Origin of the sequence: Caballeronia sp. LZ034LL (assembly GCF_031451215.1) — a bacterium.
Taxonomy (GTDB): domain Bacteria; phylum Pseudomonadota; class Gammaproteobacteria; order Burkholderiales; family Burkholderiaceae; genus Caballeronia.
Map to the genome: position 1 here is coordinate 1375473 of NZ_JARUXR010000004.1, position 17282 is coordinate 1392754.

Annotated in this window: 14 protein-coding genes; 5 read left to right on the plus strand and 9 right to left on the minus strand. The window is 64.0% G+C overall.

The features are described from left to right. Positions 1 to 29 precede the first annotated feature (29 nt). The gene (locus QCE83_RS33690; RefSeq protein ID WP_309821071.1) at positions 30 to 1271 is read right to left on the minus strand and encodes an MFS transporter; all 1242 of its coding nucleotides are present in this window, start codon (positions 1269 to 1271) and stop codon (positions 30 to 32) included. A gap of 103 nt (positions 1272 to 1374) precedes the next feature. Between QCE83_RS33690 and QCE83_RS33695 the strand changes: the two genes are divergently transcribed. Beyond that, entirely contained in the window at positions 1375 to 2292 is a 918-nt protein-coding gene (locus QCE83_RS33695; protein WP_309821072.1) for a LysR substrate-binding domain-containing protein, read from the plus strand. A 50-nt stretch (positions 2293 to 2342) separates the two neighbouring features. Here QCE83_RS33695 and folE2 read toward each other — a convergent pair whose 3' ends face one another. The 4 genes from folE2 to QCE83_RS33715 all read right to left on the minus strand — a co-directional run bounded on the left by folE2 (position 2343) and on the right by QCE83_RS33715 (position 6532). Then, positions 2343 to 3149 (minus strand): GTP cyclohydrolase FolE2, encoded by an 807-nt coding sequence (gene folE2, locus QCE83_RS33700; protein ID WP_309821073.1) that lies wholly within the window; start codon positions 3147 to 3149, stop codon positions 2343 to 2345. Positions 3150 to 3297: 148 nt separating this feature from the next. Next, positions 3298 to 5214: a 1-deoxy-D-xylulose-5-phosphate synthase gene (dxs, locus tag QCE83_RS33705; RefSeq protein ID WP_309821074.1), complete on the minus strand. Its 1917-nt coding sequence runs from the start codon at positions 5212 to 5214 to the stop codon at positions 3298 to 3300. Positions 5215 to 5309: 95 nt separating this feature from the next. Next, entirely contained in the window at positions 5310 to 6197 is an 888-nt protein-coding gene (locus QCE83_RS33710; protein WP_309821075.1) for a farnesyl diphosphate synthase, read from the minus strand. Next, positions 6194 to 6532, minus strand: coding sequence for an exodeoxyribonuclease VII small subunit (locus tag QCE83_RS33715; RefSeq protein ID WP_309821076.1), 339 nt, complete (start codon positions 6530 to 6532; stop codon positions 6194 to 6196). Before QCE83_RS33715 ends, QCE83_RS33710 begins: the two co-directional genes overlap by 4 nt. Positions 6533 to 6844: 312 nt before the next feature. On the opposite strand from QCE83_RS33715, the gene QCE83_RS33720 reads away from it, so the two are divergent. Beyond that, positions 6845 to 7951 carry an aromatic ring-hydroxylating dioxygenase subunit alpha gene (locus QCE83_RS33720; RefSeq protein ID WP_309821077.1) on the plus strand — a complete coding sequence of 369 codons (1107 nt, stop codon included), beginning with the start codon at positions 6845 to 6847 and terminating at the stop codon, positions 7949 to 7951. 102 nt (positions 7952 to 8053) lie between these two features. Here QCE83_RS33720 and QCE83_RS33725 read toward each other — a convergent pair whose 3' ends face one another. Further along, positions 8054 to 8314, minus strand: coding sequence for a PepSY domain-containing protein (locus QCE83_RS33725; protein ID WP_309821078.1), 261 nt, complete (start codon positions 8312 to 8314; stop codon positions 8054 to 8056). A 137-nt stretch (positions 8315 to 8451) separates the two neighbouring features. On the opposite strand from QCE83_RS33725, the gene QCE83_RS33730 reads away from it, so the two are divergent. Further along, positions 8452 to 9321, plus strand: coding sequence for a sulfurtransferase (locus QCE83_RS33730; protein ID WP_309821079.1), 870 nt, complete (start codon positions 8452 to 8454; stop codon positions 9319 to 9321). Positions 9322 to 9327: 6 nt separating this feature from the next. Here QCE83_RS33730 and QCE83_RS33735 read toward each other — a convergent pair whose 3' ends face one another. The 3 genes from QCE83_RS33735 to polA all read right to left on the minus strand — a co-directional run bounded on the left by QCE83_RS33735 (position 9328) and on the right by polA (position 14721). Next, positions 9328 to 10203: a dienelactone hydrolase family protein gene (locus QCE83_RS33735; RefSeq protein ID WP_309821080.1), complete on the minus strand. Its 876-nt coding sequence runs from the start codon at positions 10201 to 10203 to the stop codon at positions 9328 to 9330. Positions 10204 to 10411: 208 nt separating this feature from the next. Continuing rightward, positions 10412 to 11782, minus strand: a complete 1371-nt coding sequence (locus QCE83_RS33740; protein ID WP_309821081.1) for an NAD(P)/FAD-dependent oxidoreductase — start codon at positions 11780 to 11782, stop codon at positions 10412 to 10414. A gap of 200 nt (positions 11783 to 11982) precedes the next feature. Beyond that, entirely contained in the window at positions 11983 to 14721 is a 2739-nt protein-coding gene (gene polA / locus QCE83_RS33745) for a DNA polymerase I (RefSeq protein ID WP_309821082.1), read from the minus strand. Position 14722: 1 nt separating this feature from the next. On the opposite strand from polA, the gene QCE83_RS33750 reads away from it, so the two are divergent. Together QCE83_RS33750 and QCE83_RS33755 are read left to right on the plus strand one after the other, a co-directional pair. Continuing rightward, positions 14723 to 15472, plus strand: a complete 750-nt coding sequence (locus QCE83_RS33750) for a TIGR00730 family Rossman fold protein (RefSeq protein ID WP_309821083.1) — start codon at positions 14723 to 14725, stop codon at positions 15470 to 15472. A 323-nt stretch (positions 15473 to 15795) separates the two neighbouring features. Then, positions 15796 to 17238, plus strand: a complete 1443-nt coding sequence (locus QCE83_RS33755; protein WP_309821084.1) for a hypothetical protein — start codon at positions 15796 to 15798, stop codon at positions 17236 to 17238. Positions 17239 to 17282 lie beyond the last annotated feature (44 nt).

Below are 17282 nucleotides of genomic sequence, written 5' to 3' on the forward strand. Positions count from 1 at the left end.
TCCGCTAGTGTCTTTGTCGGACGGCCAGTTTAAGCGCGTGCGGGCTTCGGAAACAACGGCCACGCGAGCGACGCGCACACGCCCGCCGCCAGCCAGACCAGCGGCCAGGAGCCCAGCGCGAGCACGTGCGGAATGGCAAGCGGCGTCAGGAAGAAGCCGACGAACACCGCCGTGTTCGCCATGCCGAGCGCGGTCCCGGCGCGCGCGGTGCCTGCGAGCGTCGCGAGTTCGGTATAGGCCACGCCGTGCCATGCGGACACGCATACGCCCGCCAGGATCAGCATCGCGGCCAGCAAAACGGGCACATGGACCGCGCCAAGCGCCGTCGCGAGACCCAGCACGGCAAACGACGCACAAGCGACAACCGTGGACATCTTCAGGTAAGCGCGGCGATTGCCGTGGCGGTCCGTATGCCGACCGCTCCAGACGCGCATCCCGATGGCGCCGAGTTGCAGCGCGCCCATCGTCACGCTGATTGCGGTCACGCCGAAACGCGCGGCGTCGTGCAGGAAAATCGTCGCGAAACTCAGCACCGCGAATTGCGCCACGCACAGCACGCCGATGCCGAGCACCACGCGCCACACCTGCACATCGCGCAAGGGCGTGCCTTGCGCCGGCCGGACCTTGCCCGGCGCCGGCTTGTGCTGCGCGAGCGGCGATTCATGAAGCCAGCGCCACGCGAACACGCCCGACAAGAGGCACATCGCGGCGAGCACGCCGAAGACGGCCGAGAACCCGTGCGTCGACGCCAGCCACGGCAGCAACGCCGCCCCGATGCCGCCGCCGAGCGGCACAGCGGTCTGGCGAATGCTCATGGCCAGGCCGCGTTCGCCTTCGCCGAACCACGCCATCACCGCGCGCCCGCTCGAACCGTTCACGCTGCCCCCGAGCAGCCCGAGGCCGCACATCGCCGCGACGAGCCACGCAAAACTCGCCGTGGCGGGCGTGGCGAAGATGGCCATCGCGATGAGCGCCGCGGCGGTCGTCAGCAGGCCGATCAGCAGCACCGGCCGATCGCCCCAGCGGTCCGTCAGCACGCCCCACGGCAGTTCGGACAACGCGACGCCCAGTCCCAGCGCGCCCAGCACCACGCCCAACTGGCCATTGCTGAGGTGATACGCCGAGCGGACCCAGACGGCGGTCGTCGGAAAGCCGGTCGCCGCCGCCGACACGCTCGCGTTCGCCGCGACGCCCACGCCCAGCACCTTCCAGCGATGCCGGCTGTCGAGCGCGGGCGACCTGATCGAGTTCGAAACCCAGGAAATATCCATGACGCAGTCCGGATGAAGTTTGACTGCGACCAGTCTGAAGGCTTAGGATCATCCTGAAAATCGCAAAGTTTTTCACCATCCATTCAGATAAACAGGATGATCCATGGGCCAGACGACTTTCGACCTCGCCGTGCTGCGCAGTTTCGTCGCCGGCATGGATCTGGGGAGTTTTGCGAGGGCGGCGGATCGTGTCGGCCGCTCGACGTCGGCGGTGAGCGCGCAGATCCGCAAGCTCGAAGAACAGGCCGGCACGCCATTGTTTCGCAAGGCGGGCCGCGGGCTGGCGCTCACGGACGCCGGCGAAGTGATGCTCAACTACGCGCGGCGTCTCGTCGAACTGAACGATGAAGCGGCTGTCGCGGTGCGCGGCGTCGATCTGGAAGGCTGGATCCGGCTCGGGCTGCAGGAAGATTTCGGCGAAGTGGTGTTGCCCGACGTACTCGGACGTTTCGCGCGCGCGCATCCGAAAGTGCGCATCGAGGCGCGTGTCGCACGAAATACCGAACTGCTGGAGCGCATCGACGGCGCGCAGCTCGATCTTGCGCTCGTCTGGGGCGCGGCAGGCGTCAGCGACGAGAGCCAGGCGGCCAATCTGCCGCAAGCGATCGCCGCCCCGCCGATGCGCTGGATCGCGTCATCGAGCGTGCCATGGCATTTCGACCTCGACGAACCGCTGCCGCTGATCGCCTTCGACCGGCCGTGCCTGTTCCACAGCGCGGCCGCCGCGGCGCTCGACCGCGCCGGCATCCGCTGGCGCGTGGCGTTCACGAGCCCGAGCCTGTCGGGATTGTGGGCGGCTGCCGCAGCCGGACTGGGCGTGACGGTGCGCACAAGCTACGGCCTGCCCGCGACCGTCCGTCCCCTCGACGCCGACGAAGGCGGCTTGCCCGCGCTGCCGTCCATTCCGCTGGCGCTGCATCGCGCGTCGGGCGTCGGCTCGCCGCTGGTCGAGCGGCTGGCCTCGCTGGTGGTGGAATCGGTGCGGGAAGCGCATGTTTCGTCGGAAACCGCGTTCGCATAAGCAAAGAGCCGGTACGAAGACCGGCTCTCTTGGCGAAGATGCGCGAACAATCAGGCGTCGCGGCGCTTGTCCCGCTCGATCACCGCATACGCGCTGTGGTTGTGGATCGACTCGAAGTTCTCGGCTTCGAGCGTGTACGCGACGATGCGTTCATCCGCGTTCAGCCGCGTGGCGACATCGCGCACGAGGTCTTCGACGAACTTCGGATTCTCGTACGCCCGCTCGGTGACGAACTTCTCGTCGGGCCGCTTGAGCAGTCCCCACAGTTCGCACGATGCCTCTTCCTCAGCGATGCGGATCAGTTCTTCCACCTCCACTTCGCCCGCCAGTTCGGCCGTAATGGTCACGTGCGAACGCTGGTTGTGCGCGCCGTATTGCGAGATCTTCTTCGAGCACGGGCACAGGCTCGTCACGGGCACGAGCACTTTCATCGACAGGCGGGTTTCGCCGTCGCGCCGTTCGGCGATGTACGTCACCTCGTAGTCGAGCAGGCTCTGCACGCCGGACACGGGCGCGGTCTTCATCACGAAGACCGGCAGGCTTACTTCGATACGTCCCGAATGCGCTTCGAGCCGGGTCAGCATGTCGGCGAGCAGTGCGCGCAGCGCGGCCTGGTCGAGCGGCTCGCGATTGTCTTCGAGCAGCGCGACGAAGCGCGACATGTGCGTGCCCTTCTGGTCGGCGGGCAGGTGCACGTCGAGATTCCACACGCCGACGCTCGGCTGCACGCCGTTCGCCGTACGCACCGACAACGGATGCCGCACGCCCGTCCCGCCGCCGCGCTGCAGGCCGCTCTGACGCGTGTCCGGCGTGCCCGGGACGTCCGGCATCACGAAGGCGGGATTCATCTGGTTCATTTCTTATGTCCTTATGCGCCGCGCGTCATGACGACGCGGGCGGTTCAATGCTTGAAGCGCACACGGCGCGGATTGGAGCCCGCGCCGTGTGTGAGGCGAATCATCTTGAGTCATTCCCTACGGCGCGCCCCGAGCGCGCCGTACCGTATCAGGCCACGCGCTTGGTCAGCTTGCCTGCCTGCTCGCTCTCGACGGCGTCGAGAAAGCGTTCGCGAATCGAGCGCGCGATGCCGGCCGCGTCGAGGCCCACGCTCGCGAGCAGCTTCGCGGGATCGCCGTGATCGATGAACACGTCCGGCAGACCGAGCTGCAGCACCGGCTTCAGCACGCCGCCTGCAAGCAGCGCTTCCACGCAGGCCGAGCCCGCGCCGCCCATGATCGTGCCTTCCTCAATGGTGACGATGGCATCGTGCGTGGCGGCGAGTTCGCGCAGCAGGTCGGCGTCGACCGGCTTCACGAAGCGCATGTTCGCGACGGTGAGATCGAGTTCCCCGGCCGCGGCCAGCGACGGCGCGACCATCGTGCCGAACGCGCAGATGGCAATGCGCTTGCCTGAGCCGAGCTTCTGCGACGACTCGCGGCGAATCTCGCCCTTGCCCACCGGCAGCGCGGTCATCTGCTTGACGGTCGCGACACCGGCGCCCGCGCCGCGCGGATAACGCACGGCCGTCGGGTTGGATTGCTGCAACGCCGTGTAGAGCATCTGGCGGCATTCGTTCTCGTCCGATGCCGCCATCACCGTCATGTTCGGGATGCAGCGCAGGAACGCGAGGTCATAGTTGCCCGCGTGCGTGGCGCCGTCCGCCCCGACGAGGCCCGCGCGGTCGATGGCGAACACGACCGGCAGGTTCTGCAGCGCGACGTCGTGGATCAGCTGGTCGTACGCGCGTTGCAGGAAGGTCGAGTAGATCGCGACGACCGGCTTCATGCCGTCCGCCGCGAGACCGCCCGCGAACGTCACCGCATGCTGCTCGGCAATGCCGACGTCAAAGTAACGCTCCGGGAAACGCTGTTCGAACTCGACCATGCCCGAGCCTTCGCGCATCGCCGGCGTGATGCCGACCACGCGCGAGTCCTGCGCAGCGGCGTCGCACAGCCATTCGCCGAACACCTGCGTGTAGGTTTTCTTCGAAGGCGCCGTCGACGGCTTGATGCCTTCAGCCGGATTGAACTTGCCCGGGCCGTGATAGAGCACCGGATCGGCTTCGGCGAGCTTGTAGCCCTGGCCTTTCTTCGTCACCACGTGCAGGAATTGCGGACCACGCAGCTCCTTGATGTTCTGCAGTGTGGGGACCAGCGAATCGAGGTCGTGACCGTCGATCGGGCCGATGTAGTTGAAGCCGAATTCCTCGAACAGCGTGGCCGGCACGATCATGCCCTTCGCGTGTTCTTCGAGCTTGCGCGCGAGGTCCAGCATGGGCGGCGCGGCGCGCAGCACGCGCTCGACGCCCGCGCGCGCGGCAGCATAGAAACGCCCCGACATCAGACGCGCGAGATGGCGATTCAGCGCGCCGACCGGCGGCGAGATCGACATGTCGTTGTCGTTGAGGATGACGAGCAGCGGCAGGTCGTCGGCGACGCCCGCGTTGTTCATCGCCTCGAAGGCCATGCCGGCGGTCATCGCGCCGTCGCCGATCACGGCAATGGAATAGCGGTTGTCGCCCTGCAGCTTGTTCGCGACCGCCATGCCGAGCGCCGCCGAAATCGACGTACTCGAATGCGCGGTGCCGAAGGTGTCGTACTCGGACTCGGAGCGGCGCGGAAAGCCGGAGATGCCGCCCAGCTGGCGGAGCCCGGACATCCGGTCGCGGCGGCCGGTGAGGATCTTGTGCGGATAGGTCTGATGGCCGACATCCCAGACGATGCGGTCAGCAGGGGTATCGAACACATAGTGCAGCGCGATCGTCAGCTCGACAGTGCCCAGATTGGACGACAGATGCCCGCCCGTCTGCGAGACGCTGTCGAGCACATAGGCTCGCAGCTCGTCGGCTAGCGGTTGCAGTTGGCGTCGATCGAGGGCACGCAAATCGGCCGGATCGTCGATGGATTTCAGCAGGTCGTACATCGTCGTCCCATTTTAGGAAAACTGGCGTGATTCGTTCAGCGCAATGCGTCCGGACTGGACCGCTCGCGCCGTGGGGTTCGTCACGCGTTCAACAATCAATTCACCCGGTTCACGACCAGGTCTGCAAGCTCGGCCAGCCGCTGGCCGCGCGGGCCGAACGGCTGGATGGCGCCGTGCGCGTCGCGGCCCAGTTGCGCCGCGAGTTCGCGCGACGCGTCGAGACCGATGATCGACACGTAAGTGGGTTTGTCATGCTGCGCGTCCTTGCCCGCCGTCTTGCCGAGCGTGGCGGAGTCGGCGGTGACATCGAGGATGTCGTCGATCACCTGGAACGCCAGGCCGACCGCGGCGGCGTATTGATCCAGCGCCGCGAGCGCCTCCGCGTCGGGCGTTGCGCCCGCCAGCGCGCCCATGCGCACCGACGCGCGCAACAACGCGCCTGTCTTCTTGCGATGCATGGTCTCGAGCTCGGGCCGCGAGAGCTTGCGCCCGACGCTTTCGAGGTCGATGGCCTGCCCGCCCGCCATGCCGAGCGAACCGCTCGCGACCGCCAGCTCGCGCACGAGCGCGGCCTGCTGGGTATCGTTCAGACCGTTGCCGGCTGCGGTCAGCGCAACGAAGGCCTGCGATTGCAGCGCGTCGCCGACGAGCAATGCCGTCGCTTCGTCATATTGGATATGTACCGTGGGCTTGCCGCGACGCAACGCGTCGTCATCCATGGCGGGCATGTCGTCATGCACCAGCGAATACACGTGAATCATTTCGAGCGCCGCGCTGGCCGCTTCCACCGCCGGCGCGCTCGCGCCCGTCAGCTCGCCGGCCGCATGGACCAGCAGCGGGCGCACGCGCTTGCCGCCGCCGAGCACGGCATAGCGCATGGCTTCGTGCAGACGCGCAGGCGCGACATCGGTACCCGGCAGAGTGTGCTCCAGCGCTGTCTCGACGCGGTCGAGCGTGGCACGCATCCATTGTTCGAAGGTCATAGGTCGTCGTCCCCGTTGTCTTTCGTTGCACCCTGGGTGGCGCGCTGTACCTCGGCGGGCAGCGGCTTGAGCGTCTCGCCATCGAGGACGCGTACCTGCTGCTCGACTTTTTCGAGCTGTTGTTGGCAAAACCCTACAAGCGCGGCGCCGCGACGGTACGCCGCAAGCGACTCCTCGAGACTCAGCGCGCCCTCTTCCATGCGCGCCACAAGCAATTCGAGTTCGCCCAGCGCCGCTTCGTAATTCTCCGGAAGCCGCGCGGCGTCCGCGCCGGGCGCTTCGGCGCCGCTCGCGCCGGTGACCTCACCTGTGTCCTGAACAGCGGTTTTCGCCATGAATCGTGGATGTGCAGTTTAATTTTTGGAGCCAAGTCGCACATTCTACGGCAAAAGACAAAATTTCGACCCGCATCCGGGCTCTCCGGAACTGCTAACAGTGCATTGCCGCATCGTTCGTGAATTTGCCGGCGGAATGCGAAACGCATCTGCCCGCCACGCGATTGCGCGGAACTCCCGACACAATTTATACCCAAATCAAGACCTTAAGCTCCCCAAGGAGGGGGATTTCGGTATAATCGCGGGCTCCCTAAATCGAATCTATCGATGGTTGGGTTGTTCACTGCTTTCACGTTTTCATCGGGAGTGGGAATGTCCAATCTGAGCAATGCATTGCAGCTCAAGGCTGTTCATAGCCAGCTGCCAGTCACGGCTTACTTTGACGAAGCGCTTCTTACGCGCGAACTCGACATACTTTTCAAGCAGGGTCCACGCTATATCGGGCACGAACTCATGGTGCCGGAAGCGGGAAACTATTTCGCGCTTCCGGGTGAAGGCGAAGGGCGCGTGCTCGTTCGTAATCAGCAGAACAATATCGAATTGCTGTCGAATGTGTGCCGCCATCGCCAGGCCATCATGCTGAATGGCCGCGGCAGCGCGGACAACATCGTCTGCCCGCTGCACCGCTGGACCTATGACCTCGACGGTCAGCTGCTCGGCGCGCCGCATTTCGCGGACAAGCCCTGCCTCAACCTCGGCAAGACCCCGCTGCAAAACTGGCAGGGGCTGCTGTTCGAATCGGAGGGCCGCAACGTCGCCGCGGATCTCGCGAGGCTTGGGACCGCCCGGCATTTCAACTTCTCGAATTTCATGTTCGATCACGTTGAAGTGCATGAGTGCAACTACAACTGGAAGAGCTTCATCGAGGTCTATCTCGAGGACTATCACGTCGCGCCGTTCCATCCGGGACTCGGCAGCTTCGTGTCGTGCGACAACCTCGAATGGGAATTCGGCGACTGGTACAGCGTCCAGACGGTCGGCGTCCACAAGAATCTCGAGAAGCCGGGCAGCCCGACGTATCGCAAGTGGCACGACGAAGTCCTGCGCTTCCGCAACGGCACGCCGCCCGAATTCGGCGCGATCTGGATGGTGTATTACCCCGGTCTGATGATCGAGTGGTATCCGCACGTGCTGGTCGTGTCGTGGCTGATCCCGGAGGGCACGCAGAAGACGCGGAACATCGTCGAGTTCTATTACCCCGAGGAAATCGCGTTGTTCGAACGCGAGTTCATCGAGGCCGAGCGCGCCGCCTACATGGAAACCGCGCGCGAGGACGACGAGATCGCCGAACGCATGGACGCCGGCCGCCGCGCGCTGATGTCGCGCGGAGAGAACCAGGTCGGTCCGTACCAGAGCCCGATGGAATCCGGCATGCAGCACTTCCACGAGTTCCTGCGGCATCAGCTCGGGACGATCTGAACGTCGCGACGCAAGCTTCAGAATGACGAATGGCCCGATCGGCGCAAGCTGGTCGGGCCATTTGCTTTCTGCGCGGGCTAAGGGCAGCCGCGCGGTCTGGCTTCAGTGCTTCGGTTCGCTCTTCGTGATAACACCCGAATGGGGATCGACGTGCAGTTCGTAGATCCGTCCGCCCTTGGTGGCCTCGCCTTCCCAATGACCGTCATCGGCCTTCAGATAGGCGTTGGCATAGCCCTGTTGGCTCAGCTTCTGAATGGCCTTGCCCTTCGGCATCCAGTCCGCGCCGGGGGTATCGGCAAACGCGGTGTGAGCGGCCAGTACGGTCGCCGTCGCCAGCAGGACCCGCAGTTTGGTTGTTTTCATTGAAGCCTCCGTCGTATGAATACCGGACGCAGCCGCAAGATTCGCGCCGCTTTGTCCCTGGACCGGTGACGATCCACCCCTCATGTGTTTAGACTGACATCTCCCCTCGCCCAACGAGCGTCGCTCCAGGAGCCGTCATGCAGCACACCCACTACACCACGCTCATCTCCGCCGCGAATCTCGCCGACCGGCTCGCGGCCGCGCCCGGCAGCGTGCTGGTCTTCGACTGCCGCTTCGACCTCGCCGCGCCCGAAGCAGGCGCGGCCGCCTACGCCGCCGGCCACATTCCCGGCGCGCATTACCTGCATCTCGATAGCGATCTGTCCGGCGCGAAAACCGGCTCGAACGGACGGCACCCGTTGCCCGAGCGCGCCGCGCTCGTCGAAAAACTGGCGAGCTTCGGACTCGACGAAGGACGCCAGGTCGTCGCCTATGACGCGCAGGGCGGCATGTACGCGGCGCGTCTCTGGTGGCTGCTGCGCTGGCTGGGACATGATTCCGTCGCGCTGCTCGACGGCGGGCTGAACGCCTGGGAGGCCGCCGGCCAGCCGCTGGAGACCGCCGTGCCGGCGCGCACGCAGGGTACGTTCAAGGCGGCAGCGCCGCTGCAGGTGACCATCGACGCCGCCGCGATCGAGCGCAGCATCGGCACGCGCGATCACCTGCTGATCGATGCCCGCGCCGCCGACCGCTATCGCGGCGAAAACGAAACGCTCGATCCCGTCGGGGGCCACATTCCGGGCGCGCTGAATCACTTCTTCAAGGACAACCTGAACGCGGACGGCCGCTTCAAGACCGCGCACGACCTGCGCGAGGCCTTCGGCACGCTGATCGGCGCGACCTCGCCCGACCGCATCGTGCTGCAATGCGGTTCGGGCGTGACGGCGTGCCACAACGCCATTGCGATGGAGATCGCCGGGCTGCACGGCGCCGCGCTCTATCCCGGCTCGTGGAGCGAGTGGAGCGCCGATCCGGGCAGGCCCGTCGCGACCGGCGCGAAGCCCTGAGACGCCTTAGCGGACGCCGTGCTCGCGGAACCACGCGAGCGCGCGCTTCCAGGCGTCTTCCGCGTCCGCCTTGCGATAGCTCGGCCGGTAATCGGCAAAGAACGCGTGCGGGGCGTCGTCGTACACGACGAATTGCGAATTGCGGGCGGGCGGCGGATCGTTGGCGAGCGCCTGCTTCATCTGCTCGATGGTGTCCTGCGGAATGCTCTGGTCCTGCCGGCCATACAGCCCGAGCACCGGCACCTTGAGCCCGCTGGCGAGATCGAGCGGATTGCTCGGCGTGTTCTCCGTCTTGTTGCCGACGAGCCGTCCGTAGAACGCGACCGCCGCCTTGAGCGACGGATTGTGCTCGGCGTAGAGCCACGAGATGCGCCCGCCCCAGCAAAAACCGACGATGCCCACGCGCTTCGGATCGCCGCCATGCTCGCCCGCCCATTTGACGGTCTGGTCGATGTCCGAGATCACCTGAGCGTCCGGCACCTTCGACACGAGTTGTTCGTTGAGCTGCTGCATCGACTTGTAGGCCGAGGCGTCGCCCTGGCGCGTGTAGAGGTCCGGCGCGATCGCCAGATAACCCTGCTTGGCGAAGCGCCGGCACACGTCGGCGATGTGCTCGTGCACGCCGAAGATCTCGTGAATCACGATGATGACGGGCAGATGCGTCTTGCCCTTGGGCTGGGCGCGATACGCCGGCACGAGCGTGCCGTCCGCGCCGCGCACGCCGATTGCGCCGGCTTCGAGGCCGTCGCTGTCGGTGTGGATGGTCTGCGCCGAGACCGGCAGCACGGCGGCCGCGAAGCCGGTGCCGATGCTTGCCTTGATGAAATTGCGGCGATTGAACGGGACGTGCGGAATGAGGCTGTCGACTTCTGGGTCTAGCATGCGTGGCTCCCGCGGCGAGGCCGTCGCATTGCACGTTCGATGGCGGTGGCAATGCGCGGCACGGATCCTTGAAACCGCGCGGCGTGCTCAAGGCTGCACGTGGCGCGGCGCTGCACGACGACGAACGTGCGCTTCCGAAAAAGCGCGCCGCTCATTCTAAACAGCTTTGAACGAACGACGCAGCGCTTCTATTCCAAACCGGTGAGCGTCAATGCAGCTTCACGCGCGGCGCGGTGGAGCGGCGCAGCCAGTGCGCGACGGTATCGAGCACCATGCGCGCATAGCCGTGCAGCGCGGCGACATGCAGCCGGTACAGCGACATGTACATGAAGCGCGCGAACAGCCCTTCGATCAGCATATTGCCGCCGATCAGCCCGCCCATCAGGTTGCCGACCGCGCTGTAATGCCCCAGCGACACCAGCGAGCCGAAGTCGCGATAGGTGTACTCCGGCAGCGGCTTGCCCTGCAACAGCCGTTCGAACGACTTGAACAGGAAGCTCGCCTGCTGATGCGCGGCCTGCGCGCGCGGCGGCACATTGCGCTCGTTGCCCGGCCACGGACACGCGGCGCAGTCGCCGAGGGCGAAGATGTTGTCGTCGATTTCGGTTTGCAGCGTGCGGCGCACGTTCAGCTGGCCGAGGCGGTTGGTCGGCAGGCCGTCCAGGTTGGCAAGCACGGCCGGCGCCTTGATGCCCGCCGCCCACACCGTGAGGTCCGCGCGAATCATCTTGCCGCTCGCCGTGTGGATCGAGTCGCGGCCCACCTGCGCGACGGTTTCGCCGGTCAGAAGCTTCACGCCGAGCTTGGTGAGCAGTTCGGCGGTCGCGGTGGAGACGCGCTCCTGCAACGCAGGAAGGATGCGCGGTCCCGCCTCGATCAGCACGATGCCGATGTCATGTTTCGGGTCGAGCTTGTGCAGCCCGTAGGCGGACAGCACCTGCGCCGTGTTGCGCAGTTCCGCCGACAATTCCACGCCGGTCGCACCGGCGCCGACGATCGCCACCTGAATGCGCGGCACCGGATCGACGCCGGGCGAGTCTTCGACCTCGGCTTCGTCGATGCCGGCGGCCACCGGCTCGGGTGCGACGTGCTCGGCGCGGATGCAGGCCGCAATCAGCCGCTTGCGAAACAGCTCGGCCTGGCCGACGGTATCGAGCGCGATGGAGTTGGCCTGCGCCCCTTCGACGCCGAAGAAATGCGTCGTGCTGCCGATGGCGATGACCAGCGTGTCGTATTCCAGGTCGCGTTCCGGCAGCAGTTCACCGGCTTCCTCGTCGCGCAGCGCGCTGATCCTGATGCGCCGGTTCGCGCGGTCCAGTCCGATCAGATCGCCCTGCTGGAACTCGAAGCCATGCCACAGGGCTTGCGCCGCGTATTCGAGTTCCTGCGTGAATGGATCCATGCTGCCCGCGGCGACTTCATGCAGCAGCGGCTTCCAGATGTGCGTCGGATTGCGGTCGACCAGCGTGATCTGCGCTTTTGGCGGCGTCTTACTGTCCGTGCTGCCGAAGCGGTCGCCGAGACGCGTCGCGAGTTCGAGGCCGCCGGCCCCTCCGCCGACGATGATGAAGCGATGCATGGAACTCTCCCTGTGTTTTTATGACCGGTCGGCTGTCGTGCTCGTTCGTGCTTATTCGTGCTTGTTTCCTCGATGAACGGATTGTGCGCGCGGCCCGATGACAGTCACAAGCGCGTCGATGACATGCCGGGCATATGCGTCCGAAGCAGCATAGGCTTTCGCGCGGCTCGTGTCAGCAGGCCTCGATGAAACTCAGGGCGTCAGTGCGCCTCCTCCCAGTTGTTGCCGACGCCCACTTCCGCGACAAGCGGCACCTTCAGCTGCGCGACGCCGCACATGAGTTCCGGCAAGCGCTTCCTGACTTCCGGAAGCGCTTCCTCGGGGACTTCGAGCACGAGTTCATCGTGTACCTGCATGATCATCTTCGCACCGGTGCCCGAGGTTTCGAGCCAGTCCTGCACGGCGATCATCGAGAGCTTGATGAGGTCGGCGGCGGTGCCCTGCATCGGCGCATTGATGGCCGCGCGTTCCGCCGCCTGCCGGCGCGGACCGCTGCCGCCGTTGATCTCGGGCAGCCACAGACGCCGGCCGAAGACCGTCTCGACGAAGCCATGCGCTTTCGCGGCGAGACGCGTGTTCTCCATGTAGGCGGCGACGCCCGGATAGCGTGCGAAATACCGGTCGATATACAGCTTCGCCGCATCGCGCGTGATGCCGAGATTCGACGCGAGACCGAACGAGCTCATGCCGTAGATCAAGCCGAAGTTGATGACCTTGGCGATGCGGCGCTGATCGTTGTCGACTTCGAGCGGCGTCACGCTGAACACTTCCGAGGCGGTGGCGCGGTGCACGTCCTCGCCTTCCTTGAACGCGCGCATCAACGATGCGTCGCCGGAAATGTGCGCCATGATGCGCAGTTCGATTTGCGAATAATCGGCGGACACGATCTTGCGGCCCGGCGGCGCGATGAACGCTTCGCGAATGCGGCGTCCTTCGCCGGTGCGCACGGGGATGTTTTGCAGGTTCGGCTCGTTCGACGACAGCCGCCCCGTCACCGCAACCGCCTGCGCATAGTTCGTATGCACGCGGCCGGTGTTGGTGTTGACCATGCGCGGCAGTTTGTCCGTATAGGTGGACTTGAGCTTCGACAGACCGCGATGTTCGAGCAGCACCTTCGGCAGTGGAAAGTCTTCGGCGAGCTTCTGCAGCACTTCTTCGTCGGTGGAAGGTGCGCCGCTCGGCGTCTTCTTCACGATCGGCAGTTGCAGCTTCTCGAAGAAGATCTGGCCGATCTGCTTCGGCGAACCGAGATTGAACTCGCCGCCCGCCAGCTCATACGCCTGCGCCTGCAAATCGATGAGACGCTTCGCGATTTCGTTGCTCTGCGTATCGAGCCGCTCGCGGTCGATCAGCACGCCGTTGCGTTCCATCTTGCGCAGCACGCGCGACGTGGGCAATTCGATGTCGCGATACACGCGCAGCAGCCCTTCTTCCTGCGCCACTTGCGGATACAGCGCGCGATGCAGGCGCAGCGTGATGTCGGCGTCTTCGGCGGCGTAGGCCGCGGCCTGTTCGAGCGGGACTTCGTCGAAGCCGATCTGCGCCGCACCCTTGCCCGCGACGTCCTCGTACTTGATGGTCTTCACGCCGAGATGACGCAGCGCGAGGTTGTCCATGTCGTGCGGACGGTGCGACTCCAGCACGTACGATTGCAGCAGCGTGTCGTGCTCGACGCCGCGCATCTCGATGCCGTAGTTCGCGAGCACCTGCTCGTCGTACTTCAGATGCTGGCCGACCTTCTTCTTCGATGCATCTTCGAGCCACGGCCTGAGCTTCGCGAGCACTTCGTCGCGCGGCAACTGCTCGGGCGCATCCGGCCCGCGATGCGCAACCGGAACATAAGCCGCATGACCCGGCTCGACCGAGAACGACATGCCGACGATCTGCGCCGTCAGCGGATCGAGCGAGGTGGTCTCGCTGTCGAACGACGTGAGCTCGGCTTCGTTGATGCGCTTGAGCCAGGCATCGAACTGTTCCCACGTCTGCACGGTCTCGTAGTGATGCTCGATCTCCGTGACTTCGGCGGGCGGCGTGTCGCTCGGACCTTCGACGGCATCCGCGATTTCGATCTCGCGCAGCCAGGTCTTGAAGCCATGACGCAGGAACACGTCGCGCAGTTCGTCGCGTGATTCGGGACGGCTGGCGAGCGTGGCGTCGATCGATTCGATCTGCGAGGCAAGGTCGCATTCCGTGTGCACGGTGACGAGTTTGCGGGCCATGGGCAGGAAGTCCAGAGCCTTGCGCAGATTGTCTCCTACCGCACCTTTGATCTCGCCCGCATGTTCTACGATGCCATCAAGGGTGTCGTATTGCGTGAGCCATTTGAGCGCGGTCTTGGGTCCGCATTTCTCGACGCCTGGCACGTTGTCGACCGTATCGCCGATGAGAGAAAGATAGTCGACGATGCGCTCGGGCGGCACGCCGAACTTGGCCTGCACGCCGGCGCGGTCGAGCGTTTCGTTGGTCATCGTATTGATGAGGGTGACATGATCCGTCACGAGCTGAGCCAGATCCTTGTCGCCCGTCGAGACGATCACCTTCATGCCGCGCTTCTCGGCCTGCACGGCGAGCGTACCGATGACGTCGTCGGCCTCGACGCCCTCGATCATGACGAGCGGCCAGCCGAGCGCGCGCACGGCAACGTGAATGGGTTCGATCTGCCTGGAGAGGTCTTCCGGCATCGAGGGCCGGTTGGCCTTGTACTCGGCGTACCAGTCGTCGCGGAAGGTCTTGCCCTTGGCGTCGAAAACGCACGCGCTATACTCTGCATTGATTTCGCGCCGCAAGCGCCGCAGCATGTTGATCATTCCATACAGTGCGCCAGTGGGACCGCCGTCGGGGCCTCGCAGGTCAGGCATCGCATGGTAGGCCCGGTACAAGTAACTAGAACCGTCGACCAATAGCAGGGTCTTACCTTCAAGACTGAGTTCTTCAGGCATTATGAACAAGAGAAAAGTGATTCCGAGTCTGCGATCGCTCGCAGATCAAGAGCGCGCGACAGCCAAGAAGGCTCGCGCATCGTGGCAGATGTTCACGATTATGGCAGAGTTTATCGAGGCGACCGAGTACCTCTCGGAGATCCGCCCTGCCATCAGCATCTATGGTTCGGCCCGTCTCAAACCCGAGTCGCCGTACTATCAGCGCACCATCGAGATCGCGCAGAAGTTCTCCGACGCGGGCTTCGCCGTGATCTCGGGCGGCGGCCCGGGCATCATGGAAGCAGCCAACAAGGGCGCGCACGCGGGCAAGTCGCCTTCGGTCGGCCTCAACATCGAATTGCCGCATGAACAGTCCGGCAATCAATGGCAGGACATCTCGCTGCGCTTCCGTCACTTCTTCACGCGCAAGGTCACGTTCGTGAAGAACTCGGACGCTGTGGTGGTGATGCCGGGCGGCTTCGGCACGCTCGACGAACTCGCCGAAGTCCTCACGCTCATCCAGACGAAGAAGTCGCGCCACGTGCCCATCGTGCTGGTCGGCGCGGAGTTCTGGGCCGGCCTGCTCGACTGGTTCAAGAAGACGCTGCTGACCAATGGCGTGATCGGCGAGAAGGATCTCGATCTGATGCAGGTCATCGACGATCCCGATCAGGTGCTCGACGCCGTGCTGCGCTTCTATGAAGACCGCGAGGACGCGCCCGAGCAGCCCGCCGAAGGCAAGTCGGACGAAGACCGGATGTTCTATCTGTGAGGCTTGTTTCGGGGCGGGCGCCGCTCGCCCCGATGGCACGCTTCTGATTTGCTCGACGCCAGCGCCGTGTTTCTCAGCTCATTTGCGCTGAAAAACACGGCGCTTTGACGTTTGATTCATGCGAACATCAGTTTCGCTGCTGACTGGTGTCCGTCAAGTTATACTCTCGCGCTCATAAAGCCTCTGCGCAATTGCACGCTGCATAAATCAAAACCAACACCCCATCAGCAATGCAAGTTGAAACAAAGAGATTCCAGGGCGCGAATTCGAGCCCTGGAATAAGGCCATCGATTGTTTCGCAATTACTAAGTTTTGTGCTCGCCATGAGCATGCTTTCTTTGGCGGCACTTTTTCTTTTCAAAAGAACCGCGTGGTTCGACGATAGTTTCATTTACTTGCATATTGCGACTAACATTGTGGAAGCGGGGACCGCCCGCTATTTTCCTATTGCGCATTCTTCAATGCTGCTCGCAAGTTCACCGCTGCACCTTCTTACGCTCGTTCCGGGTCTTGCCTTTCTCGACCTCTTTCACATTCCGTTGAGAAGCATTGCCGCTGCCCGGTTTTCGTTTCTATCCGGAGCGTTTGTCTCATTCTTTTTGTTTCTGCCTTTCTGGCTGGACAGGATCCGTTCGTACCTGCTTCTGTCCATCGCATTTTTTCTCCTGAGCGGATCGCTGGATTCCACACTGTTGATGGAAGGCGGCGTTCTGTTTTTGTCGTTGTTCACCCTCATCAAGCTGCTGGCCGACCGGTCCGAAAATATCTATCTGACCGGCATTGTCGTGTGTCTGGTGGGATTGTCGCGTCCGGAAATCGGCCTTATCGCGACGTGCGTGACCGCCTGTGTTTATGGCACCCGAAAGGGCGCGTTGCTCAAGTTCAGCTGCGGCCTTCTGATGGCGCTGGCCGTGTATGCAGTCATCATGCTTGCGCTCAAGGTCTATCCCGTGCCCAGCACCATCTGGTCGAAGGAAGTCACCTCGAAGCTGAAACTGTTCAACGATCAGAATGCGCTCGATGTCCTGCCGGAGCACATCGCCCAATTGATGGGCTTCTCGAAGGCATGGATCGGCTGGGTCTTCATTGCGATGCCGCTTCTTTTCTCGCTGAAGAGCAAGAAACTCTTCTTCGTCATGGCGCCCTGCGCGGCAGCATTGCTGCTGATCGCGCACTCGATGTCGGGGAGCTTCGACTGGTACAGCGAGAATTTCCTGATTGTTTTCTTCGCCTTGTGGGTCGCCACGACCATCGAGCTGCGCCGCTCGGGATCGATCAGGACGAGCACGCTTTCCGGTGCGCTCATTTCCCTTTCGTTCGCGCTGCTCGTCGTGTCGAATTACTCGCAGAACAAGTACCACGCATGGAACGAAGATCAGCCGATCTATTCCGAGTACCGTGAAGTGGCCAGCGATTTCATTGGTCAAGGCGCGTATCGGATTGCTCAGTACTCACCGAATCCGGTCCATATTCGTACGTGTGAGATCGGCCTCATCTCATATTTTTCCGGAAACGGCGCCTGGATTTTCGATGTATGCGGACTGGCGCAGGTCGGAAACCTGAAAGGCGCATCGAACAGCTGGTTGCGGCATCTTTACCCGAAGAAGTTCGGCGAGACCGGAGAAGATCAATTGCTCACGCTCAATCGCGACCGGGGCCGTGAGGTGATCGACGTCTGGGCGTTGAGCGGCAAGGAGAAGTCGGCCGCGACCAAGGTCCAGTGCGGATACACGGACGACCGGTTCTGCATCAATCGTCACGAGTGACGTCGAGGGCGGCGCCTCCGCCGCCCGGCCCGGCAACTGACACC